At 38.2% G+C, this 26,013-nt stretch carries 28 protein-coding genes and 2 tRNA genes; 17 read left to right on the forward strand and 13 right to left on the reverse strand.

Translation table 11 applies throughout. The features are described 5' to 3' along the window. Window positions 1-179 precede the first annotated feature (179 nt). A complete protein-coding gene (locus tag CWB62_RS09880; RefSeq protein WP_058405520.1) occupies window positions 180-584 on the forward strand; it encodes a GFA family protein in 405 nt (134 codons plus the stop codon). On the opposite strand, the gene CWB62_RS09885 is transcribed toward CWB62_RS09880, so the two are convergent. Continuing rightward, window positions 585-1,388: a polyamine aminopropyltransferase gene (locus CWB62_RS09885; protein WP_138529237.1), complete on the reverse strand. Its 804-nt coding sequence runs from the start codon at window positions 1,386-1,388 to the stop codon at window positions 585-587. 292 nt (window positions 1,389-1,680) lie between these two features. Here CWB62_RS09885 and CWB62_RS09890 point away from each other — a divergent pair, with 292 nt between their 5' ends. From CWB62_RS09890 to CWB62_RS09905, 4 genes are all read left to right on the forward strand, one after another. Next, complete coding sequence (locus CWB62_RS09890) at window positions 1,681-2,094, forward strand: hypothetical protein (protein ID WP_058405522.1); 414 nt, start codon at window positions 1,681-1,683, stop codon at window positions 2,092-2,094. A gap of 14 nt (window positions 2,095-2,108) precedes the next feature. Then, window positions 2,109-2,510 carry a hypothetical protein gene (locus tag CWB62_RS09895; RefSeq protein WP_058405523.1) on the forward strand — a complete coding sequence of 134 codons (402 nt, stop codon included), beginning with the start codon at window positions 2,109-2,111 and terminating at the stop codon, window positions 2,508-2,510. Window positions 2,511-2,621: 111 nt separating this feature from the next. Beyond that, on the forward strand, window positions 2,622-4,010 hold the full coding sequence (locus CWB62_RS09900) for a M28 family peptidase (RefSeq protein ID WP_138529235.1): 1,389 nt from the start codon (window positions 2,622-2,624) through the stop codon (window positions 4,008-4,010). 117 nt (window positions 4,011-4,127) lie between these two features. Beyond that, window positions 4,128-4,571 (forward strand): DUF4826 family protein, encoded by a 444-nt coding sequence (locus tag CWB62_RS09905; RefSeq protein ID WP_058405525.1) that lies wholly within the window; start codon window positions 4,128-4,130, stop codon window positions 4,569-4,571. A 42-nt stretch (window positions 4,572-4,613) separates the two neighbouring features. Here CWB62_RS09905 and CWB62_RS09910 read toward each other — a convergent pair whose 3' ends face one another. The 5 genes from CWB62_RS09910 to mnmA form a co-directional block, all read right to left on the reverse strand. Beyond that, window positions 4,614-5,072 carry a GNAT family N-acetyltransferase gene (locus CWB62_RS09910; RefSeq protein ID WP_138529233.1) on the reverse strand — a complete coding sequence of 153 codons (459 nt, stop codon included), beginning with the start codon at window positions 5,070-5,072 and terminating at the stop codon, window positions 4,614-4,616. Window positions 5,073-5,088: 16 nt separating this feature from the next. Continuing rightward, on the reverse strand, window positions 5,089-6,246 hold the full coding sequence (locus tag CWB62_RS09915) for a cupin domain-containing protein (RefSeq protein ID WP_138529231.1): 1,158 nt from the start codon (window positions 6,244-6,246) through the stop codon (window positions 5,089-5,091). Between the two features lie 87 nt (window positions 6,247-6,333). Then, complete coding sequence (gene purB, locus CWB62_RS09920; protein ID WP_058405528.1) at window positions 6,334-7,704, reverse strand: adenylosuccinate lyase; 1,371 nt, start codon at window positions 7,702-7,704, stop codon at window positions 6,334-6,336. A 31-nt stretch (window positions 7,705-7,735) separates the two neighbouring features. Then, window positions 7,736-8,338 carry a high frequency lysogenization protein HflD gene (gene hflD / locus CWB62_RS09925; protein WP_006792838.1) on the reverse strand — a complete coding sequence of 201 codons (603 nt, stop codon included), beginning with the start codon at window positions 8,336-8,338 and terminating at the stop codon, window positions 7,736-7,738. Continuing rightward, window positions 8,338-9,438 carry a tRNA 2-thiouridine(34) synthase MnmA gene (gene mnmA, locus CWB62_RS09930; RefSeq protein WP_138529229.1) on the reverse strand — a complete coding sequence of 367 codons (1,101 nt, stop codon included), beginning with the start codon at window positions 9,436-9,438 and terminating at the stop codon, window positions 8,338-8,340. The genes hflD and mnmA overlap by 1 nt, the downstream gene beginning before the upstream one ends. Window positions 9,439-9,780: 342 nt before the next feature. Here mnmA and CWB62_RS09935 point away from each other — a divergent pair, with 342 nt between their 5' ends. After that, window positions 9,781-11,043, forward strand: coding sequence for a GGDEF domain-containing protein (locus tag CWB62_RS09935; protein WP_058405530.1), 1,263 nt, complete (start codon window positions 9,781-9,783; stop codon window positions 11,041-11,043). A gap of 195 nt (window positions 11,044-11,238) precedes the next feature. Here CWB62_RS09935 and CWB62_RS09940 read toward each other — a convergent pair whose 3' ends face one another. The 7 genes from CWB62_RS09940 to CWB62_RS09970 are packed head-to-tail and all read right to left on the reverse strand — an operon-like array spanning window position 11,239 to window position 14,375. Beyond that, window positions 11,239-11,676, reverse strand: coding sequence for an NUDIX domain-containing protein (locus CWB62_RS09940; RefSeq protein WP_058405531.1), 438 nt, complete (start codon window positions 11,674-11,676; stop codon window positions 11,239-11,241). Further along, window positions 11,669-12,352 carry a pseudouridine synthase gene (locus CWB62_RS09945; protein ID WP_138529227.1) on the reverse strand — a complete coding sequence of 228 codons (684 nt, stop codon included), beginning with the start codon at window positions 12,350-12,352 and terminating at the stop codon, window positions 11,669-11,671. Before CWB62_RS09945 ends, CWB62_RS09940 begins: the two co-directional genes overlap by 8 nt. Then, on the reverse strand, window positions 12,352-12,681 hold the full coding sequence (locus CWB62_RS09950; protein WP_138529224.1) for a TusE/DsrC/DsvC family sulfur relay protein: 330 nt from the start codon (window positions 12,679-12,681) through the stop codon (window positions 12,352-12,354). The genes CWB62_RS09945 and CWB62_RS09950 overlap by 1 nt, the downstream gene beginning before the upstream one ends. A gap of 3 nt (window positions 12,682-12,684) precedes the next feature. Continuing rightward, complete coding sequence (locus CWB62_RS09955; protein ID WP_058553171.1) at window positions 12,685-12,951, reverse strand: DsrH/TusB family sulfur metabolism protein; 267 nt, start codon at window positions 12,949-12,951, stop codon at window positions 12,685-12,687. Then, a complete protein-coding gene (tusC, locus tag CWB62_RS09960) occupies window positions 12,948-13,304 on the reverse strand; it encodes a sulfurtransferase complex subunit TusC (protein WP_138529222.1) in 357 nt (118 codons plus the stop codon). Before tusC ends, CWB62_RS09955 begins: the two co-directional genes overlap by 4 nt. Then, window positions 13,301-13,654 (reverse strand): sulfurtransferase complex subunit TusD, encoded by a 354-nt coding sequence (tusD, locus tag CWB62_RS09965; protein WP_138529220.1) that lies wholly within the window; start codon window positions 13,652-13,654, stop codon window positions 13,301-13,303. Before tusD ends, tusC begins: the two co-directional genes overlap by 4 nt. Window positions 13,655-13,709: 55 nt before the next feature. After that, the gene (locus CWB62_RS09970) at window positions 13,710-14,375 is read right to left on the reverse strand and encodes a Bax inhibitor-1/YccA family protein (RefSeq protein ID WP_006792828.1); all 666 of its coding nucleotides are present in this window, start codon (window positions 14,373-14,375) and stop codon (window positions 13,710-13,712) included. Between the two features lie 249 nt (window positions 14,376-14,624). Here CWB62_RS09970 and CWB62_RS09975 point away from each other — a divergent pair. The 11 genes from CWB62_RS09975 to CWB62_RS10025 all read left to right on the forward strand — a co-directional run bounded on the left by CWB62_RS09975 (window position 14,625) and on the right by CWB62_RS10025 (window position 26,006). After that, window positions 14,625-14,715: transfer RNA gene (locus CWB62_RS09975), tRNA-Ser, on the forward strand. Between the two features lie 51 nt (window positions 14,716-14,766). Then, a tRNA-Ser gene (locus CWB62_RS09980) sits at window positions 14,767-14,857 on the forward strand. A gap of 336 nt (window positions 14,858-15,193) precedes the next feature. Then, complete coding sequence (locus CWB62_RS09985; protein WP_138529218.1) at window positions 15,194-15,574, forward strand: hypothetical protein; 381 nt, start codon at window positions 15,194-15,196, stop codon at window positions 15,572-15,574. A gap of 128 nt (window positions 15,575-15,702) precedes the next feature. After that, a complete protein-coding gene (msrC, locus tag CWB62_RS09990) occupies window positions 15,703-16,161 on the forward strand; it encodes a free L-methionine (R)-S-oxide reductase MsrC (protein WP_010556413.1) in 459 nt (152 codons plus the stop codon). After that, window positions 16,161-16,439: a hypothetical protein gene (locus CWB62_RS09995; protein ID WP_058405538.1), complete on the forward strand. Its 279-nt coding sequence runs from the start codon at window positions 16,161-16,163 to the stop codon at window positions 16,437-16,439. The genes msrC and CWB62_RS09995 overlap by 1 nt, the downstream gene beginning before the upstream one ends. 15 nt (window positions 16,440-16,454) lie before the next feature. After that, window positions 16,455-17,102, forward strand: a complete 648-nt coding sequence (proQ, locus tag CWB62_RS10000; protein ID WP_138529216.1) for an RNA chaperone ProQ — start codon at window positions 16,455-16,457, stop codon at window positions 17,100-17,102. Between the two features lie 25 nt (window positions 17,103-17,127). Next, the gene (gene prc, locus CWB62_RS10005; RefSeq protein ID WP_138529214.1) at window positions 17,128-19,152 is read left to right on the forward strand and encodes a carboxy terminal-processing peptidase; all 2,025 of its coding nucleotides are present in this window, start codon (window positions 17,128-17,130) and stop codon (window positions 19,150-19,152) included. Window positions 19,153-19,330: 178 nt separating this feature from the next. Then, on the forward strand, window positions 19,331-20,794 hold the full coding sequence (gene nhaC, locus CWB62_RS10010; protein WP_171034606.1) for a Na+/H+ antiporter NhaC: 1,464 nt from the start codon (window positions 19,331-19,333) through the stop codon (window positions 20,792-20,794). A 45-nt stretch (window positions 20,795-20,839) separates the two neighbouring features. Beyond that, window positions 20,840-23,434, forward strand: coding sequence for an aminopeptidase N (pepN, locus tag CWB62_RS10015; protein WP_138529212.1), 2,595 nt, complete (start codon window positions 20,840-20,842; stop codon window positions 23,432-23,434). Continuing rightward, window positions 23,435-23,656: a DUF2835 domain-containing protein gene (locus CWB62_RS10020; RefSeq protein WP_058405543.1), complete on the forward strand. Its 222-nt coding sequence runs from the start codon at window positions 23,435-23,437 to the stop codon at window positions 23,654-23,656. A gap of 253 nt (window positions 23,657-23,909) precedes the next feature. Beyond that, the gene (locus CWB62_RS10025) at window positions 23,910-26,006 is read left to right on the forward strand and encodes a DUF1302 domain-containing protein (protein WP_138529210.1); all 2,097 of its coding nucleotides are present in this window, start codon (window positions 23,910-23,912) and stop codon (window positions 26,004-26,006) included. The last annotated feature ends 7 nt before the right edge of the window (window positions 26,007-26,013 follow it).

Below are 26,013 nucleotides of genomic sequence, written 5' to 3' on the forward strand. Positions count from 1 at the left end.
TACTTTATAACCAATAATAACCTAATTGTAAATCAAAATAATTTGACAGGATTAAATATAGGTAAAAATAATATAAGATTTGACGTGTTCGCAGTAAATTACTGAAACTTATTCATATTAAATAACTTTATAGTTAACATGCGTATGTATTTATTTTAAGAAATTAATAAGGAAATATTATGTATTCAGGCGCTTGTTTGTGTGGAAAAGTAAACGTAAAAATTACAGGTAATATTACCAGTATTATTCACTGCCACTGCTCTTTGTGTAGAAAAAACAGCGGGACGGCATTTGCTACAAATGGTTTTGTAAATGCAGATGAGTTTTTAATTACTCAAGGGCAAGACTCATTAAGTGGTTATTCGTTTAAACCTGGTAGAACACGGTATTTTTGCACCTGCTGCGGTTCGCCTATTTATAGCGCAAACAGCAGTGATATTAGCCGTATTCGTATTCGGTTAGGTTTACTGGATACAGATATTACAGAAAAACCGTTATCTCATAATTTTGTTACTTCAAAAGCGAATTGGGAGCAGTTAGAAACCAGTTTGCCTTGCTATGAAAAGCATGAGCCAGGTCGCTAATTACTGCGATTCAATGTGATAAATATGGTTAATATCTTTATATAAATTGGGTGCAAGGTGCTCAAAAACTGCAGAATTTTGAATTTCATCAACGCTAATGTGTTTTAACGAACTGGGGCTTAAAACAATAACTATATTTTTATACTCATTAAATTCAACAAGCGCGATTGCTTTAAAGTACTTTCTTAACATGGCCAGTAACAGGTGTAACTCTTGAGCTGTTTTAGGGTTTATGTTGAGTTTTATTTGGCTATTTGAATGACAACAGTGCGTCATATTTTGCCAAAAAAGAGCATTATTTAAAAAGGGCTGGTGATGCTCTCCACTGAATATGTCGATGGTGATCACATCGTATTTAATTTCACATTGCTGAATAAATTGCTCAGCTGATTGTATAAATACAGAGTGTGTTTTTGGCAATTTAAAATGTGTATGTGCAATTTCAACCACATCAGGGTTAATTTCAATGGTATTAAAAGTATGTAGATTTTTTATAAGTTGTTTTTTATTAAGCAAGTAGTATATAGCGCGCTCTACTCCCGCCGTTCCCAGTCCTAAATTTAGCATCTTGAGATTGGTTACTGACTTTAATAAAAAAAGTAGCATGCTTTGATTAACAGGTACTAAGACGCGCTCTGGACTACTTTGGCTCATTACACCCTGAATAACAGCATCTTGCTCACGTTTTTCATCAAGTGTTAACCAACGGTATTGCGAGTTTTCATAAACATAGATAGGACCTAGCGCCGTTTGCTTAAACTGCACAAGGTTACATTTTAGCGTTTCATTTTTTAACTGGCGCATACTTTTACTATTTTAAATGATGACTAAATTGGAATTCTGATTAAGTGATTTACTAACTTATCAAATCATGATGATAATTAAACTTTCCAAGCCTAGGGCCTTTAATAAAAACAAGGCGAACTTACAGGCAATAGTTGCTCGAAATTGATTTATTATCCAGAGTCTTCGTTTATTAGTTTGGCACGAAAATAAAAAGTTTACTTAAGTTATTCGGTTTTAAGTTTATTGATTTGCTTAACCGTGTAGTATTTTGGTTTAAATTAAATCATTTAATACATTCAAGGAAAGAAAAATGGGATTAATTTTAGGCCCTGTATTGGTAGTTTGGCTCGCTATTTTTATTTATTCAACTCGACTTGGTTATTTGCTTATTCACAAAAATATGGCTTTAGAGGTCACGCTCATTACTTTGACAGTGGCTTTAGTTGGTGCTATTGCCTTTGTATTTTATGGTTACAAACAATTTATAAATGAAACGTCATTATGGGCATTTGAGATACCTAGCTACTTTGTTTTCAACAAATTTGCAATATTTAGTGTTGGTTTGGCTTTATGTATAAAATTTTTTATTACTAGCTCACAAAATAGCGTAGGGCTGGCCTGTGTTGTTTTTGTAATTTTGTTTGTGTTTTCAGCTTCGGTATTATTAAGTGTGGGTTTGCATGACCGTTTTATAAGTTATAACAATATCCAACTTACTCATTAATTCAAGGATAGAAGATGAGATCGTTTATTTGCGCTGTACATTTTGTGTGTGCTCAGTGGCTGAAAAAAGTGGATCCAAAAAACACGCATACGGGTTACAAAGCGAGTGTACTCATCGGTATGGTCTTATCTGTTTATATAGGGATATTTGCTCTTATTTTTTGTTTTGACTATGCAAAAATACTGACAGATTCATTAAGACATAATTTAATAGTATCTAGTGCACTTTATTTAGCGCTTATTATAGGGGGGATGAATTTAGTAATTGGTAACGCCTCTGATTATAAAGTCAGAGTTCGCAAAAGGGTGAACAAAAAAGTTATTAAACATTATACCTTAGGGCTAAAGCTGTGGATATTTGGTTTGATCCCTTACTTTATAATCATGGCAACTATTTTTATATTGAACTCGAATTAGAACCCTTCTTTACTGCGCTTTAGCGTACTTATTTTCGTATTTACCTCAAATCAATTGCGATATACAAATACATAGGTAATTGTGAACCAATAACAATAAGGAGCGACATATATGCTTAAACCATCAATAAAATTATTAAAGGTAAGCGCGCTTGCGCTTGCTTGCTCAGTATCGAACGGGGCTAGTGCGGCTGAGGTGCAATACAAAGACCAACAGAAATTACATGATATTGCCGCAAACGTATCAGCTGAGCGAATTGGTAGTGATATTCAAACGCTGGTGGACTTTGGTACACGTCATACACTTTCAGAAACTAAATCTGACACGCGAGGTATTGGCGCCGCACGACGTTGGATTAAAGCCGAGTTTGAAAAAATATCAGCGCAATGTGGTGGTTGCCTAGAAATTATTGAGGTATCGGACACTATATCTGGTGAAAAACGTATCCCTAACCCAGTTGAGGTAGTCAATATTGTTGCTATTCAACGTGGAAGCACAGAGCCAAATCGTATGGTGATGATGTCGGGTGATATAGATTCACGTGTCAGCGATGTCATGGACTTTACTAGTGACTCACCGGGTGCAAATGATAATGCATCTGGGGTCGCTGGAGTTATTGAAGCAGCTCGGGTATTAAGTAAATATAAATTTAATGGCTCTGTAGTTTACGCCGCGTTATCGGGAGAAGAGCAGGGGTTATTTGGTGGTAAAATTTTAACAGCGTACGCTCAAAAGAATAACTGGCAAGTACATGGTGTTTTAAATAATGACATGATAGGCAATATTACGGGCATAAACGGTGTGACCGATAATACGACTGCACGTATTTTTTCAGAAGGTACACGTGTTGTAGAAACAAAAGCGCAAGCTCGTACTCGCCGGTTTACTGGTGGTGAGGTTGATTCTGCGAGCAGAAATCTAGCGCGTTATATTGATACCGTTGCAGATAGATATATACCCAACCTAGACACAATGCTTGTTTACAGATTAGACAGGTTTGCACGAGGCGGACACCATAGACCATTTAATGATGCCGGGTTTGCAGCGGTGCGTATAATGGAAACCAATGAGCATTATGATCGCCAACACCAAGACTTACGCACAGAAAATGGCATCACATACGGAGATACAATTGACGGTGTTGATTTTGATTATGCAGCAAAATTAACATCACTTAACGCAGTGACTATGGCATCTATGGCATGGGCTCCAGCCCCTCCAAAAGACGTTAAAATTACAGGCGCGGTTAAGGCCAGTACTTCCTTTTCGTGGCAAAAAAGTAATGATGATACCGTTGCCGGTTACAAAATATATTGGCGTTACACAAGTGAACCGCAATGGCAGTTTAGTAAATACGTGGGTAATGTTTCTGATTTCACACTTGAAAACGTTGTAATAGATAATTACTACTTTGGCGTATCATCAGTTAGTCATGATGGTTTTGAGTCGCCAGTTGTGTTTCCGGGGGATGTTGGTTCGTTTGAGCATAATATAAAATAGCAATTTGTATAAAAAAAAAGCAGTCAGAGTTTTTAAAGTGCAAGCAGCCTGTTTTATGCTTGCACCTTATTTACTAAGACCTTACAGTGTTTAAAAAGAAGTAATAAGGTCATTACAATGGAACAACAACAAAAACAATTAACACCTGAAGAGCAAGCTTTAGCCGAACAACAACGTGTTGCATGGCAACGTGGATGTTTTCAAACAGCACAAAAATATTTAGCAGAAAAAGGCATTATGCCTAAGTCGGTAGTTGAGCAAGACAGCCGTTTTTTAGCGCCTATTTGCGCTATGTGGAAATTTAAAGCGCAAAATGGAAAAACGTATTGGGTTGTTACTGGCCAATTACCAACAGATCATGCTGAAGTGGGGGCGGCATCAGATGCACGTGATGCTATGCGTTATTTTTCGCTGCAATGGCAGTTAAAAGCAGACCAGATAATGAGTACGGGCGCACGTGATAAAACACAGGCAGATTTTGCTAACTTATTAGTAAAAAGAGCACATGGTCTATACGAGTTATACGATAACGATAAGCTTTGGGCTCACGAACCAAAATAATCAAAAAAGGGTAATCGATTGTCGATTACCCTTACAATTTAATTAATGAACTAACGTAAAAGGTGTTGTATCTGCACACCTAACTGGGCATTTAAGCCTTTGCCTTGGTATACCCGCTTCCATAAATACGTTGCCTTGCTTTATAAATCCATTACGTATAAAGCGTTCAACTTCATGTAATACACAGTTAACGCTAATAGACTCAATGCCTTGCTCTGTAGCCAAATCAAAAATGTAATTGAGTAATGAGCAATATACCTTTCGGTTTCTGTGATCAGGCAGTACAGCTAAGCGACTAATTAAGCCGTCATCACATAATCGTGCAGTAGCTACAGGACAACGGGTATCGTCTGTTACAAGTACATGCAGAGCTAATTTATCGTGGTTATCAAATTCAACGCGTTTGGGTATGTGCAGCTCATAAACAAAAACGCGCTCCCTTATTTGTTGTAACTGATCTTTTTGTCGATCCCATTCAACTTTAGTTACTCGATAACCCACAATGGCCTCCTACTTGTTACTCTTGGTTAGTGTTAAACCAAATACCTTCATTAACAAGTGTAGTAAACATTTGAACAAAAACTAGGCTGTTTTTTGTTTTAACCATTTCGTTAGTCTTAAACTCAGTCTCGTCGGTCAGTAATTTTACTGCTGCTAAGTCCTCGAGAGGCAGTGTAAAATTTTCACCATTCACACTGACAAGAAGTTCATTATCACACAGCTGATAAATTGCACGTGTGCCACCTACTCGTTCAAAAATAGTTTCTGGCTCTGCTAATTCATTTAATATTTGCTCTTGGGTAAAAGCAGGCTCTACTGGTGCTAAGTCCATTTCATGCTTTGGTTGGCTTAAGGTTTTGCCAAGCCACTGCTTAAATAAATCGTTATTTTCTAGCATTGACGCCATAAGGTGTTTAACTTTTTCTACTTCAGCGTTGTTAAGTTCACCTTTAGAGGCTCTGCTTACTAAATTATGATCGGTGTAGCGCGTTTGACCACTTTCAGTATCAATAATATGATCGGCAAAGCTTGAAAGTAAATCTTGCTGATTTGGTGCTCTAAATCCCACAGAGTAATTAAGTGCATTTTCAACTGCGTAGCCTTCATGCGGGCAGCCTGGCGGTATATACAAAATATCACCGGTCTCTAAAATACAGTCTATGACTGCTTCAAAGGCTTCAACTTGTAATAGTTTTTTATTTTGAGCAAATTGCTTAAGCGTTGGGTCGGGTAGGCCTACTCGCCAATGACGTTTTCCTTCACCTTGAATAATGAAAACATCGTATTGATCTAAATGCGGGCCAACACCCCCATTAGGGGTAGAAAAGCTGATCATTAAATCATCAATGCGCCAGTTAGGAATAAATCTAAAGGGCTCTAGCAGCAAAGCTGCATCAGAATGCCAGTGATCAACTGCTTGTACTAATAACGTTGAATTTTGCTCTGTAAGGACTTCAAAGTCTTCAAAAGGTCCTTGATGAGTTTGCCAATCGTTGTTGTGATTAGTAACAATACGCGACTCAATAGAGTCTTCCATGGCTAAGCCAGCAAGTTCGTTTGCATCAAGTGGATCTTCAAAGTGACTAAACCCTTGTTTGATCAAAAGCGGCTTTTTTTGCCAAAAATGGGTTAAAAATTCTTGTTCAGATAAATCGTTTATTTTTAATTGATACATGCGTTTGCCTGCTAGAAATTGCTTTGTTTTTTATACAAAAAAAGCGAAAGGATAAACCTTTCGCTTTTTAATAGTCGCGTTTAATTATTAAACTAAATCGTCAATAAATTCAACCGCGCGGCCAATGTAATTAGCCGGTGTTAGTTTTTTCATTTCTACTTTGGCATCTTCTGGCAGGTCTAAGCCATCGATGAAGTCAGCCATTATTTCTTGATTTACGCGTTTACCACGGGTTAAATCTTTAAGTTTTTCGTATGGCTTTTCAATACCGTATTTGCGCATAACAGTTTGAATAGGCTCAGCAAGTAATTCCCAGTTTTGATCTAGCTCTTCAAGCAGACGTTGTTCGTTAACTTCAAGTTTACTAACACCTTTAAGGGTTGATTGATATGCAATAAGCGCATAACCCATACCCACACCAAGGTTACGTAACACAGTTGAATCTGTAAGGTCACGCTGCCAGCGAGAAACAGGCAGTTTTTGTGCAAGGTGTGCAAAAATTGCATTAGCTAAACCCAAGTTACCTTCTGAGTTTTCAAAATCAATAGGGTTAACTTTATGCGGCATTGTTGATGAGCCAATTTCGCCTGCAATTGTTTTTTGCTTAAAGTGGTTAAGGGCAATGTAACCCCAAACGTCACGATCAAAATCAAGCAAAATAGTATTAAAACGTGCAATTGCATCAAATAATTCTGCAATGTAATCATGCGGTTCAATTTGTGTAGTAAATGGGTTTAATGTTAAACCTAAGCTTGATACAAACTTATCTGCATGTGTATGCCAGTCGTAATCTGGGTATGCACTTAGGTGAGCATTGTAGTTACCTACAGCACCATTTACTTTACCTAGCATTTCAACTTGCGCAATTTGGTCGCGTTGACGCTTTAAACGCATGTATACGTTTGCAAACTCTTTACCCATAGTTGATGGTGTAGCAGGTTGTCCGTGTGTACGAGTCATCATTGGCACTGATTTATACTCAATCGCTTTTTCTTTAATGGCGTTAAGTAATTGGTCACAATATGGTAGCAATACGTTGTCACGGGCTTCAGTTAACATTAAACCATGTGATAGGTTATTAATATCTTCAGAGGTACATGCAAAGTGAATAAATTCGTTGATAGCATGAAGCTCTGCGTTATCAGCCACTTTTTCTTTTAGAAGGTATTCAACGGCTTTAACGTCGTGGTTAGTTGTACGTTCAATGTCTTTAACGCGCTGAGCGTCGGCTTCACTGAAGTTATCAACAATAGCGTTTAAAAGTGCATTTGCTTGTTCGCTAAATGCCGGTACTTCTTTAATGTCGCTTGCTGCAGCTAGCGCTTGCAACCAACGCACTTCAACAATTACGCGGTATTTAATTAAGCCAAATTCGCTGAAAATACTGCGTAGTTCAGTGGTTTTGCTGCCGTAGCGACCATCAACTGGCGAGATAGCCGTTAACGCTGAAAGCTCCATAATAACTCCTAAATATTTGTTTGAACGATAATTAAATTTTTGCTTTAGCAATGGCGATTATTTTTCTTTTTGCAAAGAAAAAGTGACGGCGTTTACCGCCCATTTGTCGCCACAATACTGCACTTCTGATCCCCGCAAGTAGTAATGCGCGGATTTTATTTTGAGTGAGTTGCTGTTTTAATAACTCGGGTTTACCATAAACCTGTATTCGGTGCCCAAGGGGGCTTAGCACCGATGAGTATATATCTGCCAAACCGGCAACAACGGTGTCATCGGTTATGGCAAAATGGTCTAAACGACGATGAATATCATCAATACGTTTACCTAATTCGTTTAAGCTTTTGTCGTTTGCGCTAAGTGCTCGCTCAAGCTGCATTAAGCCACCAACATATTTTACAATCTCAACATCTTTCTGAGCGCCCGCAGAGAGTTGTTCCATCAAGGTTTTGTAGCCATCTCGTAAATTATGAGTACCTTGGTATACATCTTCTGGTGATGCTGGTGATGTTTGAACAATACTAGAAAGCAGTATGTCTAAATCGTGCTCATTATTACTGCCATATTGCGCGATTTTTTGTACTTGTTTAGCGGCTTGGCACATAGCGGCAAGCGCCATAACTTGGTGTTCATTCATTACTTGATCACCGAGTCAATAATACCGCCGCCTAAGCAAACTTCTTGCGCATAAAATACCGCAGACTGACCTGGTGTAACCGCTTTTTGAGGTTCATCAAATAACACACGGGCCATACCGTCATCCCCAACAAGCAAAGTACAGTTTATATCTTCTTGGCGGTAACGTGTTTTAACGGTGCAACGTGTCGTTCCTTTTGGACCTGTACGGTCTACCCAGTGGAGTTGGTTAGCATTTAAACCATTACTATATAGGCGTGGGTGGTCTTTACCCTGACCCACAATAAGTACGTTACGCTCAACATCTTTGTCTACAACGTACCAAGGCTCGCCAGAACCTTCTTTCATACCACCAATTAGCAAGCCCTTTCGTTGGCCAAGTGTGTGGTACATTAAGCCTTCGTGCTCGCCGACGTTATTACCTTCTGTGTCTTCAATAACACCTGGTTGAGCAGGTAAAAACTTTTGTAAAAAGTCTTTAAATTTACGTTCGCCAATAAAACAAATACCGGTGCTGTCTTTTTTATCATGAGTAATTAAATCTTGCTCTTCAGCAATACGGCGAACTTCTGGCTTGGCGATATAGCCCACAGGGAAAAGTGTTTGAGCGATGTGTTCGTGACTTAAGGTGTACAAAAAGTAGCTTTGATCTTTGTTGTTATCTAAACCACGACACATTACATATTTGTCGTCCCGAAGCTCACGACGCACATAATGGCCTGTTGCAATAAAGTCCGCACCCAGTGCTTGTGCAGCAAATTCTAAGAAGGCTTTAAATTTGATTTCTTTGTTACACATTATATCGGGGTTAGGAGTACGGCCTGCTTTGTATTCTTCTAAAAAGTATTCAAATACGTTATCCCAATATTCAGCTGCAAAGTTTACTGTATGTAGCTCAATGCCTAGCTTGTCGCATACAGCTTGTGCATCTTTTAAGTCTTCTGCAGCGGCACAGTACTCGTCATTGTCGTCTTCTTCCCAGTTCTTCATAAACAGGCCTTCTACTTGGTAGCCCTGTTGTTGTAACAAATATGCAGATACAGAAGAATCAACACCGCCGGACATGCCAACGATGACTTTAATGTGACTATTTTCGCTCATGAATAATTTCGCTTATACAGATTACTGTTAACTTGGAAAGGTGGCGATTATAGCATGTATTTTGTTTCTGCTTAAAGAGACTAACAAGGCAAACCTAACAATTAGTGGGTATTTTATTAATATAATAAATAGCTAAGTTACCTAAGGCGCTAACACAATATTTTTTTGAGCAAATTTGATTCCAATTCAATGGTTAAAAACAAAATAAAATATGAGTCTCTTATTAAAATTTAATAATAAGTTCTTTTAAAGTGATTAGAGTATAGATACACTCATTAGTAATAAGGTTGGATGGGTGAACCCAATCAATGAGCTGTAAAATATAATCAATGGAATGAGTATATGAATCACGCATACAAAATTAATAAAATTAGATCGTTCGTAGAACAAAACAAACATCAAGTAAATCTCATTTCTAATAAGCTTTTAATCATAAATTTGTTAGATTTAAAAAAGTCAGCCTATAACCTTTTTTATGAATTAATAAAACTCAAACACGCCCAATCCCATCATCAAATTAGTGATTTGTTTAATTTAATTAAGCACACTACAGAAGTGCATAGTCTGGAAATGCAGCTTTTGGATAAATTAGAACATTGGTGGCTAGAATGGGATTTTGCTATACAAATGCACGAACAATTAAGTGCTGAAAGCAAAGAAATGCCGATGAGCTTTTTATCCCGCAGTACCTTAAACCCAATGCGAAAGCATGAGATAAGTCATTATGCTAAGTTATTTTCAGTGCTCCCTATGCCGGTGTGTAACGTGTGTAGTAAAACTGGTGATATCCTCAGAGTAAACCAACGGTTTGTAGATGTGTTTGGTTATACTGTTGAGGATGTGCCTAACCTTCATGCATGGTGGAAAAAGGCCTACCCAGATCCTCAATATAGGTTACAAGCTCAAAATCTATGGTCTGAAGCTTTGAAAAAAGCGAAGAGTAATAATGACGATATACCAGCCAATAACTACACTGTTGCACGAAGTGATGGCACACAAGTGGTTATGGAGGTGTCGGGGATAAATATTGGCGAAGAATTTTTAGCCGTATTTAAAGATGCAACCGAACGAATAGAGGCTGAGGATATTTTAAGGGATATGGCGTTTTTGGATTCATTAACCAAAATTGCTAATAGGCGTCGATTTGATGAAAAACTTGCCCATGAATTTGATAAAGCCAAGGAATGCGAAGGGGCAATATCCTTAATAATTATTGATGTTGATTTTTTTAAACAGTTTAACGACCGCTACGGTCATTTAGCAGGTGACTCTTGTTTATACGAAGTGGCTCAAACTATTGCATCGACTGTAAACCGTCCTGAGGATTTTGTTGCCAGATACGGTGGTGAAGAGTTTGTTGTGTTACTTCCTGATACGGATAGGGAAGGTGCACTATTTATTGCTGAGCAAATACAGAAGGCTGTTGAAAGCTTGGCAATTGTGCATGAAGAAACTTATAGCGGTTTATTGTCTGTCAGTATGGGTGTTAACTCAACAGCTAATTACGAAAACGATAAAGTAAGCTTTGTTAAAGGAGCCGATAGCGCACTGTATTATGCAAAAGACCAAGGCAGAAACTGTATTGCACTACACTCTCAAAGTTAAATTAATTATTTGTTGCCTACATGGGGTAGGCAAGGGCTTAGGCTGAACGCAGAAATTTTTGCTTTTTTTACTTATCCGTACATGGTTGCAACTCACAAAAATAACACAAGAGCAATTACATACCCCACGTCACTATGTAGGCCCTCTAGTCAGAGCAAACTTTAAAACACACCATCAACATGCCTTAATTTTTGATTAGTTATAAATAGTATCTAGGCTTAATGGCGGACGCGTTATCGCGTCATCAATGCATTTTTGAACGAGCGGGCTTCGTAGTGCTAAAGACTTAATCTGTTCAAGGTTGAACCAGTGGGCACTTATAATATCTTTATCAATTGGATTGAGTTGTTGGCTGGTGCCAGTCGCATCAAATAAAAAACAAAATCTTAAGTAATGAACACCGTTATCAGCGTATAAGTTATAAATGCCTAAAAGGCCTGTAGGGGTGAGTGACAAACCTGTCTCTTCATATAATTCGCGGCTTGCTGCTTGGGCTAGCGTTTCATTCTTTTCTAAATGGCCTGCTGGTTGATTGTAGCAAATGCGGCTAGTAAATTTATCGCGCTCTTTTACTAATAAGTATTCGTTATGTTTTTTTACGATGGCGGCTACTGTTACATTTGGCTTATGCATTAACGCTACCTTTAATGATTTTATATTCACCATTATTAATATCGTCTAAAGTGTAATTACCTATGCTGTAACGGATGAGCCTAAGAGTTGGGTGGCCAATATGAGCAGTCATTCGGCGAACTTGTCTATTTTTTCCTTCATTAATGGTAATACTGAGCCATGTGGTAGGAATAGACTTTCGTTCACGAACCGGCGGGGTACGTTGCCAAATATCAGGTTCATTAATTATTTTTACATTAGCAGGCAGTGTGAGCCCGTCTTTAAGTTCAACACCTTTACATAAAGCTTGTATTGATTGTGTAGAAGGTTCGCCTTCTACTTGGACCCAGTACGTTTTATTGGTTTTTTTATTAGGTGCTGTTAATGTATTTTGTAGTTTACCGCAGTTTGTTAGCAGTAATAGCCCCTCACTATCGCGGTCTAATCGTCCTGCAGCGTATACATCTTTAATAGGAATAAATTCAGCTAGCGTTTTTCTGTCTGCATCGTCGGTAAACTGGCAAAGTACATCGAAAGGCTTGTTAAAAAGTACAATTTTTTTGTCTTTAGCGTCTATTTGAGGTTTTATTTCTCTTTTGTTTGTAGGCTTTTTAATTGCACTTCTAGAATAGCTACGACCCGTATTGCGCTTATTTGAGGAGGCGGGTGTTTGCTTGTTACTTGATTTACTTCTCATTAAATACACCTGGCTGGTTTTGGTAATCCAGCAATTTTTGTCGCTTGTTTAGCCGGGCCCTTTGGGAACAACTTATAAAGATAAATACTATTGCCTTTATCTTCTCCGAGTGCTTTAGCCATTGCTTTTACAAGCATGCGGATGGCTGGGCTTGTGTTGTATTCAATATAAAATTCGCGGACGAAGTTAATCACCTCCCAGTGTTGTTCGCTAAGCGATATATTTTCTTGCTCTGCAATAAGGGGTGCTAGTTGCTTAGACCATTGTGTATAGTCAAGTAAGTAACCTTGCTTATCGGTTTCGATTGTTTGTTCGTTAAATTCAAGCATGGATTACCAAGTAATTAATTGCGTAGAGGTTAAAGTAAGCGCTACAAACTCGTCGTAGCTAATGGGAGTGTCGTTGTGTGATAACTTAATTGCGCGAACGTGTGCGTCCTCTTCAAGTACTAAGAGAGCGTCTGAAAACTGTTTAAATTGTTTACTAGCAAAGCACGCGTCACCTAAAAGTAATACCCGGTCATCAAGGCTAATTAAGTTCTCTAATTGATTAGCTGAGTAATAATTTAAAGGTTTTGAAAAAATATGCAGCGTGCTCATAAGGTCACCACATGATGTTGTTTTTTAATAAGTGTTTGTTGTTCACTAAATGTCATTGTGTATGCGTCTATGAGTAAATCAGTTTTGCTTAAACCATAATCAAGCAGCGACTTTTCGCATACATAGATGTTCTCTACGTCATAAATTTCAAGCGTTTTTATGTTTTTAAAAAAATCTTTTATACCTATTGTAGAAGGAGTTTGATGTTTTTTTAAAGCTAAAACGGCGGGGCCGCTAAACAACCAACTGATATTTTGATCGACAGCTGCAAAAATCAGCGTCATATCGAGCGCGTCGCGCAAGTTTAGATCATCAAATGGACTGCTTTGACTCATTACTAATACATTAATCATTTAAATTGCACCCATTTATCAGCGTCGCTTACAAGCATTGCAAACTCCGCTAAACCTGCCACAGAAAACACGCTTGTATTTGACGTATCTAGGCCTCTTTTTTCTGCAGCGGTTACACACAGCATAAGATTAATATTTTGACTTGATAGCTGCTGCCATAATGCGCCAATTTGAAGCTCATCAGAGGCTAAGTCAAAATGGGTTGATGCATGATAAACGCCTTGCTGGTACAAAAATATTGCGTCTATGGTGTGCCCTTGAGATAAACACGCATTAGCAAACTTAATTATACGTTGGCTGGTATCGTGATCTGATGGTGGTGTGTGTAATGAAAGAACAAATCGTGCCAAAACAATTCCAATAAAAAAGCCCCAATAAAGGGGCTATTTTAACAGAACTATTTAATTAGTCATCACTTGCGCCAAGTAGGTGCAGTAATGAAGTAAAGAGATTGTACACATTCAGGTATAAAGATACTGTAGCGCGAATGTAGTTAGTTTCTCCGCCGTTAATAATGCGGCTTGTATCAAATAAAATTAAGCCAGACATAATTAATACAACAGCAGCGTTAAGCACCATAAACATTAAAGAGCTGCCGATGAATATGTTAACAATGCTCGCAACAATAACAACAATTAGGCCAACGGTTAAAAAGCCGCCCATAAAAGAGAAGTCTTTTTTGGTGTTAAGCGCATATGCAGATAGACCAAAGAAAATAAGTGCCGTCGAACCAAGTGCTTGCATAATCAGCATTGGGCCATTAGGCATGGCAGCGTAATGGTTTAACATTGGACCTAAACCAGCTCCCATTAAACCAGTGAAAGCAAATACCCAAAATACACCAGATGCGGTGTCAGCTTTTTTGTTTACAACAAATAGTAAACCAAACGAAACCAGTGTGAACACAATTCCCATAAAGTAAGGTAATTGTAGTGCCATTGAGATACCAGCCGTTACTGCACTAAATGCCAGTGTCATCGCTAGTAAAAAGTAGGTGTTTTTAAGTACCTTGTTTGTTTCAATGGTAGACATTACCGGTTTAGCGGTATTGTACGATTGATTAAACGCCATTGTAGAGCTCCTTTAAGTGAAACGTGTGTTTCGATAATTTAACTAAAATTAGATTACCAACTCTTATATGTTTGGGCAAACCTTTGTGGATCAATAGACATTAATTTTTTAATTAAAGTTCATTTAAGCACCAAAAAGAAAATTTTTGTTTTATCTTTGAACAAATCAATTGTTTTTTAAGCACTTAAACAATTTTTTTAAAAAAAAGCTTCACAAAGCCAACGGGTTTCCCTATTATGCAGGCCGTGCGGAGAGATGGCAGAGTGGTCGAATGCACCGGTCTTGAAAACCGGCATAGGTTTGTAGCCTATCTAGGGTTCAAATCCCTATCTCTCCACCACTTATTACAATAATTATAAGTACACTCTTACTTGTAATTTATAGCACTTTTGGAGAGATGGCAGAGTGGTCGAATGCACCGGTCTTGAAAACCGGCATAGGTTTGTAGCCTATCTAGGGTTCAAATCCCTATCTCTCCACCATTATATTAAAGCCCGCTAAACAGCGGGCTTTTTTGTTTTTTAGATTTAACTATTAATTGAAATCAGCATTCATGTTTAATTAATTTTAAAATTAAACATAGAGCTTATGTCATCATATAATTCTTCTGTTTAACATCTGCAGATTGAATCACCTGTCTTGTTATTTAAAAGCAATAACTTTACCTTTATTAAAATTACCTCCCGAGAACGATAGGTCGTTCGTCGTTTAATGTGTTTTATTTTTGAGCGTAATTTACGACCATAGTCTCTGTTTCTAACTTTTGGTTCTTGGTGCATGCTTATTAGTAAAGTATATGTGTAATTAAGGACTATTAAATGAAACACCAATTAGCAAAAAGCGTTGCGCTTTCATTACTTTCTCCTGTTATTGTGGGTAGCTTATTAGGAGTCTACTATTCGGTAACCTTAAAAGGTGAATTTGTCTCAATATTTTTCTCTTTATTAATGACGGCTATCTCTAATGCACATATTGTTGGGTTAACAATGGCTGCATTTGTTGTCCCTGGCTATTTATTAATGTTTAAATATTCAAAAGTGAACTACTCAGGTGTTTTAACGCTTGGTTTAGTTGGTGGGGCTATTTTTAGTTTTCTACTGAGTGCATCTACAGGCGAAATATTTTTGATTAATAGCGTTATGTCGGCAATAGCGGCAGGGCTGTTTTTATTTGGTCTTCGTAAAACTTCAAAATCATAATCGCGTCTTTATTAACCAAGGACGCTTTTAAACTGCGGAAATTCCTTTTTTTTACCTGCAAAAGGTTCCAATTTTTCACCACAAAGAGTACCTTTAGCTACTGTATGTTTAATAAGAAGTAGTTTGGTATGCAAAAGCACGATTTTTACCAGTCATTAGTTAAACAAACTGAATCGCTGATTGCCGGTGAGTCGAATGTAATTGCTAATATGGCAAATATAAGCGCGCTGTTATTTACCTCTTTAGATGATGTAAATTGGGCGGGCTTTTACTTTATTGATTCGCCATCAGAATTAGTGCTAGGCCCATTTCAGGGTAACCCAGCATGTATCCGTATTCCAGTTGGAAAGGGTGTATGTGGAACGGCTGCAGCTACGTTGCAAACACAACTAATTGAAGATGTTCATGCCTTCGATGGGCATATTGCCTGTGATGCAGCATCGAACTCTGAGATTGTTGTACCTATCATGAAACATGGTAAAATATTTGCGGTGCTAGATATTGACAGTCCTAGTATTTCTAGATTTGACACTGATGACAAAGCGGGATTAGAAGCATTGGTTAAATGCTTTGAGGCTAGCTTATAATGAAAGATTTGCTAAATGTTCAAGACTACCTATTTGCTTTACAAGATGTAGGTGACTGGGAAGGCGAAGAAGAACATGTAGCGGAAACGCTCAATGATTTGATTCACATCGCTTGGGATAAACTCCCAGATGATTTAGATTGTGAATCAATCGATGAAATAATAAATGGTATTTGGGAACACCTTCGAGGTGATATGGCTGTACTTGAAGCCGATTTCGAAGAACTGGTCGACTGGGTAATACACTATGTTGATTCGTCCCTTGATGAAAAGATGTGAAAAATAGGTTCTAAAATGGAAACCACAAACAAGCTAAAAGATATTAATGAAGTATTGGAATTCTTGTACCAAGAATTTCCACAATGTTTTAAACAAAAAGACGGTATCAAACCGCTTAAAGTCGGTATTTTTAAAGATATTGCTGAGCGTATTGAAGGGTCTGAAAAAGTAAGCAAGACTCAAGTTCGTCAAGCACTAAGAAAATACACGTCTAACTGGCGTTATTTAGAAGCTGTGACAAAGTCGGAGTTTCGTATTGACCTTGATGGTAATCAAGGTGAAAAAGTTGAGCAAGAGCATATTGACCATGCTCAAAAAGCATTAGAAGAAAGTCGTGCAAAAATGGCTAAGCGCAAAAAACAACAGCGTCCACGTCAAGACTCAGATTCTAAAAACTTTAAGAAAAAACCAGCACATGCAAGTAAAGGCGCAGATAAAAACGCGTCGGCTAACAAAACAGCTAAAGCTGCACCTGCTAAACGTTCAGGTAAAATTGAACCTTTACCAGCGACAGAGGTCAAGGTTAATAACAAGGTTAAGGTTAAACTAGGCCAAGCACTTGTAAATGCAGTAATCACTGAAGTAAACAAAGACGACGTTCATGTTGAATTAGTGACTGGTATGCAAGTTAAAACCAAAGCAGACAGCTTATACACTATATAAGCTGTACATAAATTAAGGAGTTTGTATGAGTAAAAAGTTTACGCTCATTCCGGTAGTTGCAGCCCTGTTCTCAGGCTCATTATTTGCTGCTGTAGAGCCTGTCACAATTGATGATTTACCTCTACTCAAGCAAGAAAGTCAACATGGTACTGCCAGTAAACGCGTGGCAAGCTTATTTACTCGTTCACACTATATCCCGGTTCGATTTAACGATGAGCTCTCTAGTAGCGTATATGATCGTTACATCGAATCCCTTGATTTTAATAAAAGCGTTTTTTTAGCCAGTGATATTGCATCGTTTGAGCAATATCGCGATAGCTTTGACAACGCTTTAACAACCGGCAAACTAGGCTTTACGTTTGATATATTTAATTTAAGCCTAAAGCGCCGTTTTGAGCGTTACGAATATTCACTTTCTTTATTAGAAAATGAAATGACGTTTGAGAAACCAGATGAATATTTTTTTGATCGTGAAGATGCAGCCTGGCCAACATCGCAAGCTGAGCTAGATGAAATTTGGCGTGAACGCGTTAAGTACGATGCACTACGTTTAAAAATGACAGGTAAAGATTGGGAAGGTATTAAAGAGGTTCTCACAAAGCGATACAAAAACGCAGAAAAACGTTTAGTTCAATCAAACTCAGAAGACGCCTTTCAAATTGTTTTAAATTCTTTAGCTCGCTCAATTGAGGCGCATACGTCTTACCTATCACCAAGACGTGCTGAACAATTTAAAATGGATATGGACTTAGAGCTTGAAGGGATTGGCGCAGTGCTAACTCCTGACGAAGATTACACCGTTATTCGTAGTCTTGTTCCCGGCGGTCCAGCGGATAAAACAGAACAAATTAAAGCCGATGACCGAATTATTGGTGTAGCACAAGAGGGTGAAGATTTTACTGACGTTATTGGTTGGCGTTTAGACGATGTTGTAGATTTAATTAAAGGGCCAAAGGGCACTAAAGTACGTTTACAATATTTAAAAGGGGCAGATGCTCACGGCACACCTAAAGTTGTCGAAATTACTCGTGATAAAATCCGACTTGAAGACAGAGCTGCCAAGTCAGAAGTGTTCGAAGCTAAATATTCTGATTTAACAAGCAAAATTGGGGTTATTGAAATCCCAGGTTTTTACAATAACCTATCTAAAGACGTCAAAGTTGAGTTAGCTAAATTAAAAGAGGCTAAAGTAGACGGTATTATTATCGACTTACGCCAAAATGGAGGGGGCTCTTTATATGAAGCTACTCAGCTTTCTGGTTTGTTTTTTGACCAAGGGCCTGTCGTACAAATACATACATTGAACAACAGAATTGAAGAACAAAGGGATCGTGATGGCGTTACTTATTACGACGGCCCTTTAACGGTTCTAGTTGACCGTTACAGTGCTTCTGCTTCTGAGATTTTTGCCGCTGCAATGCAAGATTATGGTCGCGCTGTTATTATTGGCGAACAAACGTTTGGTAAAGGCACTGTGCAGCAACATAAAGGTCTTGCAAGAGCATATGACCTTTATGATAACCCACTAGGTAGCGTGCAATACACCATAGCGAAGTTTTACCGTATAAATGGCGGCAGTACTCAGCATAAAGGTGTTATTCCTGATATTTCTTTTCCATCAGCGATAGACCCTGCTGAGTGGGGTGAAAGTAAGCAAGATAATGCATTACCATGGGATAGCATTGTAAAAGCAAAATATAAGAAGTTAGGAAACTTAACACCTGTTATTCCGTATCTTGAAAAACAACATAAAGATCGGATTAAATCTGAGCCAGAATTTGGTTATGTGTTTGACGATATTGCGTTTTATAATGAAGAAAAAGATCGTAAAACAATTTCTTTAGTTGAAGCTTCTCGCATTAAAGAAAAAGAAGAGGGTGAAGCGCGTGCATTAGTACGTACAAATGAACGCTTGAAACGATTAGGTAAAGACCCTGTTGAAAACCTAGATGATGTACCCGAAATTATTGATGAGCTTGACCCTTTCCTTGAAGAGGCAGCCTTAATAACTCAAGATTACATAAATTTTGGGCGTATAGCCAAAAAGTAAAACTGGTTTTACCACTATAAAAAAGGCGCTTATGCGCCTTTTTTGCTACCTATCACTGCCTAAATTGTTATAATCTCTAACTATTAAAAATTGAGCCAGCTTAATAATGCTCAGTTAATACGCACTAAGTGCTAAAAATAATAATTAAACACGCTGTATGTGTGTAGGAGTCTCAACCTTGAACCCATTGGATGATAAACCAGTCAAATCCGCCTCATTCCTTGATGCATTAATTCCCATTTCAGTTTTAATTTGTTTGTTAGGGGCCGCGGTTTATTTATTTGGCGACAATTCGTCATCTGGACCAAACCAAATTGCACTTTTATTTGCAACCTTTGCAGCTGCTCTCATTGGCCTAAAAAACGGCTATACTTGGAAAAAGCTTGAGCAAGCCATGATAGAAGGTATAACGCTGTCACTTGGCGCTATACTCATTTTATTGATGGTAGGCGCATTGATAGGTACTTGGTTGCTATCTGGCACAGTACCAACGTTAATTTATTATGGTTTGCAAGTAATTAACCCTAGTTGGTTTTATGCCGCAAGTTGTTTAATTTGTGGCATTGTAGCTATGAGTATTGGTAGCTCGTGGACCACAGCAGCTACAATTGGTGTTGCTTTGTTAGGTGTAGCCACTGGCCTTGGCTTAGAGCAGACGGTTACAGCTGGTGCTGTTATATCGGGTGCGTATTTTGGTGATAAACTAAGTCCACTCTCTGAAACAACTAACCTTGCACCCGCTGTGGTTGGCTCTGACTTATTTGAACATATTCAGCATATGCTATGGACAACAGTCCCTAGCTTTGTGATTGCACTCATTATATTTATATTTATGGGCTTTAATGCAACGGCATCTAATGAGGCGGGGCGCTTAGACGAAATTACGCTAATTTTGGAGCAAAATTTCAACATTGGTTTTGAAATGCTTATTCCTTTAATTGTACTTTTAGTGTTAGCAATTAAAAAAATGCCTGCTTTTCCTGCTATTTCTATTGGTGCTGTTGTTGGTGCTGTTTGGGCAATGTTATTTCAGTCTGACCTAATAGGCTCTCAAATTGATACTTCCCAGGGCCAAGTGGTTGGGTATTTCAAATTGGTATGGACGACATTTTTTGACGGCTTTAGTATCGATACCGGTGATGACAAAATGGATTCACTACTTAGCGGTGGCGGTATGGCGGGCATGTTGACAACTACCTGGTTAATTATGACTGCGTTAATGTTTGGCGCAATTATGGAAAAAACGGGCCTGTTGGATATTTTTGTAAAAAGTATTTTAAAAATAGCGAAAAGTACAGGCTCTTTAATTGCCTCTACAATTGCAACATGTATTGGCACCAACCTCATTGCAGCTGATCAGTATATCGCTATTGTGGTTCCTGGACGTATGTTTAAAGACGAATATAAAAAGCGTGGTTTGAAGCCAGTTAATTTATCTCGCACCTTAGAGGATGGCGGTACAATTACCAGCCCGCTTATTCCTTGGAATACTTGTGGTGCTTACATGCAAAGTGTACTTTTAATAAACCCTTTCGATTACGCGCTTTATGCTTTCTTCAACTTAATTAATCCCGTTTTAGCTGTTATATATGCTTACCTTGGTATTAAAATTTTACGTATTAAGCCGAAACAATCTGCCTAAATTTAGTAGCGCCTTTATTGATAAAGGCGCTACTTTGGAGTAAATATGATTAACTCAAAGACACCTCAAGCTCAATATCTCAAAGACTATAAAGCCCCTAATTTTTTAATTGATCATACAGACCTAACTTTTGATCTTCAGCCTACAGCTACAACGGTAATAAGCGTACTTACCTTAACACGTGTTAGTGGCGATCAATCACCTCTAATACTTGATGGCATAGATTTACGGTTAATTTCCTTATCGATAGATGCGCTTGAGCTAACAGATTACAGTGTTGTTGACGAACAGCTAGTCATTAATAACCTACCAGAGCATTGTAAATTACGTATTGTGACTGAGATATCTCCTGAGACGAATACGTCTTTAGAAGGTCTCTATCTGTCTGGTGGAGCATATTGTACACAGTGTGAGGCGCAGGGATTTAGAAAGATAACATACTACATGGATCGCCCTGATGTGTTGTCGACGTTTGATGTGACTATTGTTGCAGATTTAAAGTACACACATTTGTTGTCTAATGGTAACCAAGTTGATACCGGTAAGACATCCGACGGCCGTCATTTTTCTAAATGGCAGGATCCATTTAAAAAACCAAGCTATTTGTTTGCATTAGTTGCCGGTGATTTTGATGTATCAAAGGATACGTATACAACAAAAAGTGGTCGAAAAATTGATTTAGTTTTATTTGTAGACAAGGGTAATTTGTCTAAAACACCTCATGCGATGCAATCACTTAAAAAGTCTATGCAATGGGATGAAGAGCGTTTTAACCTAGAATATGATCTTGATATATATATGATTGTAGCCGTAGATTTTTTTAATATGGGTGCGATGGAAAATAAAGGCCTAAACATATTCAATAGTAAATGTGTCTTGGCAAATCAAGAAACAGCAACGGATAAAGATTACCATACTATTGAGTCTATAGTGGGTCATGAATACTTTCATAACTGGACTGGTAATCGTGTTACCTGCAGAGATTGGTTTCAGTTATCACTTAAAGAGGGGCTAACTGTATTCAGAGATCAAGAATTTAGTAGTGACCTAGGTTCGCGCGCGCTCAACCGCATTGATGCTGTAAAGGTAATGCGAACTCACCAGTTTAGCGAAGACGCAGGACCTATGGCGCACCCTATACGGCCTGAAAAAGTTATTGAAATGAATAACTTTTATACCGTAACAGTATACGACAAGGGGGCTGAAGTAATTAGAATGATGCATACCTTGCTTGGTGAGGATAACTTCCAAAAAGGTATGGCCCTTTACTTTAAACGCCATGATGGCCAAGCTGTTACATGTGATGACTTTGTCAGTGCTATGAGTGACGCATCGGGTGTTAATTTAGAGCAATTTAAGCGTTGGTATAGCCAGGCAGGCACGCCTCGTTTAAATGCTATAGAGCATTACGATAGTGCTTCTAATACATACACACTAACCATAGAACAAAATGCACCTGTTAATCAGCCCGATAACGCACCTTTGCACATCCCGTTTGCAATTGAGTTGTTAGACGAATCTGGTAATAGCATCGAACTACAGTACAAAGGCTTAAAAGTAAGTAATGTACTTAATGTTACTGATGCAAAGCAGCGTTATATTTTTGAGAATGTAACGTGCAAACCAGTTGCCGTTTTATCAGAAGATTTTTCAGCACCGTGTATTTTGACTCAACAAACAACTGAGCTAGAGCTTTTGCATATCATGCGTTTTGCACGAAGTGATTTTTCACGTTGGGATGCACAACAACAATTGTTCATAAAAGCAGTAAAAACAGCAATTAACTCTGATATACAATTTCAATTGAGTGACGAAATAATTGAAGCCTTGCGTGTGTTGGTCGTATCAAAACAAGGCGATTTAGCGTTAATTGCTGAGCTATTAAAACTTCCTAGCTTTGACACATTAGCTGCTGAATTTGAAATTATTCCTGTTGATGAAATTATTCGCGTTGTAGCACAGTTCGAAGTGCAAATTGCTACAAGCCTTAATGATGAGCTGACCGCATGTTTTGGTTCATTACATGACGATGGTAGCATAAGTGCTGAAGCGGTTGCTGTGCGCTCACTACAGCAAATATGCCTGCATTATCTTGCAAAAGTTCGAAGTAAACAAACAGATAAATTTATTAAACGTGCTGCTAGCTCATCAAATATGACCAATGTGTTGGGTTCGCTTAGCGCTGTGGTAAAAGCTTCTCATGAGCTTTGTGATGAATTACTGTCGCACTTTGATAGTCAGTGGCGACATGAAGTACTTGTCATGGACAAATGGTTTGCGCTTCAAGCAATGCAAACTGGTGAAGACGCAATTATTAACATTAAGTCATTATACGAACACCCAAGTTTTGATTTTTCAAATCCTAATAGAGTGCGTGCTTTAGTAGGTAGCTTTAGTTACTTTAATACTCAGCAATTTCATCGTGTGGACGGGCAAGGGTATGAATTGCTAGGTGATTTACTTGTTAAGCTTAATGCAATAAATCCACAAAATGCGTCAAGAATGTTAACACCGTTTATGTTTTGGAAGCGTTATGATAAAACACGTTCAGCGCTTATGAAAACGCAATTGGAACGTATATCTAATTTAGATGGACTAAGTGACGACTTATTCGAGAAAGTTGAAAAAGCGCTTAATTAAATGCTTGAATATTACTTTAATTTAAGATTGAGCTATAACGACTGCATGGATTACTACCACGGTCGATATAGTTCTGTTCAAGTGGTTGAAGAGGGTGGGAAGTCAATTCGGTTTTCTGCCGATCATTTAAGACCGTTTGTTACAAGCTTGGGTGTAAGAGGGCGTTTTAGAATGTTACTCACCCCTGAAAATAAATTTATTCGTATTGAACAAGTGGCTTAGAGCGCTATTTTTATGTTATAAAACCATAAAAATATTGTCTTTTTGTTAATTTCAATTTGTTCTATTGTTAAATAACGTGTATAAATTATCTGGTATGACGTCTTACCAATACGTAAACGTCAGCTGACACACTATATATATGACAGATTGAATGCGACTATTTGTAATTTATACAATTCGCTTCTATCGTTACGATTACACTAAAAACAATAACTTGATCACACAATATGACCCGCGACAGGGGGGAACCACAATGATAAGAAGATCGCTTTTTGTTAAAAACAAAATCGCTATAGGTTTAGCAGCCGCTAGTTTAGCTTTAACTACAGCAAGTTCACAGGCTGTAACATTTGACGCCGGAGGTTTTGACATAACCTTCGATTCTACATTTTCGTACGGCCAGAGTATTCGTGTAGAAGACAGAGACTTTGGTTTAATAGGTAAAAGCAACAACCCCGCATTTAATTGGACAGGTTACAATCCTGCTGTAAATACTATTTATTCTTCGCAAGATGTTTGGGCTCAGCCTGGCTCTTACTCTAATAATGGTGATGCTGGTGACCTTAATTTTGACAGCGGTGATTCGTTTTCAAAATTATTGAAAGGTACACATGATCTTTCAATAAACAAAGACAACTACGGTCTATTCACTCGGTTTATGTATTTTTATGATTTTGCCCTAATGGATGGTGACTTTGCCTACGCAAATCCTACATCAGGCCAAAGCGTTGATCCTTGTGATGATAAAGACACTAAAAAGCAAAGTTGTGCAGATATTCGCTTATTAGACGCGTTTGTTTGGGCTGACTTTGATTTAAACGAAGGCAAAAACCCATTATCAGTCCGACTTGGCCAACAAGTAGTTAACTGGGGTGAAAGTACACTTATATCTCATGGTATAAATGTGAACCCTGTAGATATCGATAGATTGAAAGCGCCAGGCGCAGAGCTTAAAGAAGCATTTATTCCTGTTGGTATGCTTTGGGCATCATTGGGTATTACTGATAACATCACCCTAGAAGGTTTTTATCAGTACCAATGGCATGAGACTCGCTTGCCAGCTGCAGGTACTTATTTTTCTACCAATGACTTTGCAGCAGAAAATGGTTACCAACAAAACGTTCAGCTAGGCTTTACGTCTAACCCTGATATAGATGTTGCATTTTTAACTGAAAGTTTAAATAACTTAACTGCAACCTATGCTCAAGTAGCTGCGGCTCAGGGTATTGATCCTACAAGTGCAGAAGGCCAAGCTTTACTAGCTAATATGTACCTAGCGCACCCAACCAAGGTTGCACTTAAAGGTAAAGGTAGTAACGGTAAAACTGAACCAGATGATGGTGGTCAATATGGTTTACGATTAGGCATATTTTTACCCGAGTGGAATGACACTGAAATTGCGCTTTACCACGTAAATTACCACAGCCGTCGTCCTCTTATTTCAGGGCGTGTATCTAATTTTTCTCAAGCTGCCATTGCACAAGATTTAGCAATGATTTCTACAACAGAAATTACTGATGATAATGTTGCTGACTTAGTTGCATTTTCTAAAGCTGAGAATGAATACCCTGAAGATATTAAACTTTATGGTGTGAGCTTTAATACGACTATTGGCGAGACTGCGTTTGCAGGTGAATTTGCTTTTAGACAAGACGAGCCTCTGCAAATTGATGATGTAGAATTACTTTACACAGCAATGCCTGAACAGCTAGCCGTTGCTGGTATTCGTCCTGATTTTGCCGGTATTTCGCAAATGAGTATTGGTGATGCAATCAGTTCTGTAGGTCCAGGTGAAGTTGCAAAAGGTTATATTGAACGTGATACCTCACAAATTCAGTTTACTGCAACGCATTTATTTGGCCCGTCATTAGGAGCTGACAGTTGGGCTGTGGTAGGCGAAGTTGGCGCCGTTAAAATTCACGATATGCCAGATTACGATGAAATGCGTTTAAATGTGTCAGGTACTGGTCGAAGTGGTGTTATCACTGGCCCAGGTACAACAGATTACTCAACGCTGCATTTAGGTCTTTCAAATGGTCCTGAAGAAAAGTCGTTTGCCACTGGCTCATCTTGGGGTTATCGACTAATTGCGAAGGGTGACTATTTCAACCTTTACAACGGTATCAACTTTTCACCTCGTTTTGTATTTTCACATGACGTAAATGGTAATACACCTGATCCTATGTTCTTGTTCATTGAAGATCGTAAGTCACTAGGTGCTACTATGAACTTTAACTACCAAAATGCGTGGTCACTTGATGTAAGCTACAACTCATTTTGGGGCGGTGGTGGTGTAAATACCTTCTCAGACCGCGATTACGTTTCTTTTAACTTAAAATATTCTATTTAGGGGTAAC

Origin of the sequence: Pseudoalteromonas sp. S408 (genome assembly GCF_005886645.1) — a bacterium.
Lineage (GTDB): Bacteria > Pseudomonadota > Gammaproteobacteria > Enterobacterales > Alteromonadaceae > Pseudoalteromonas.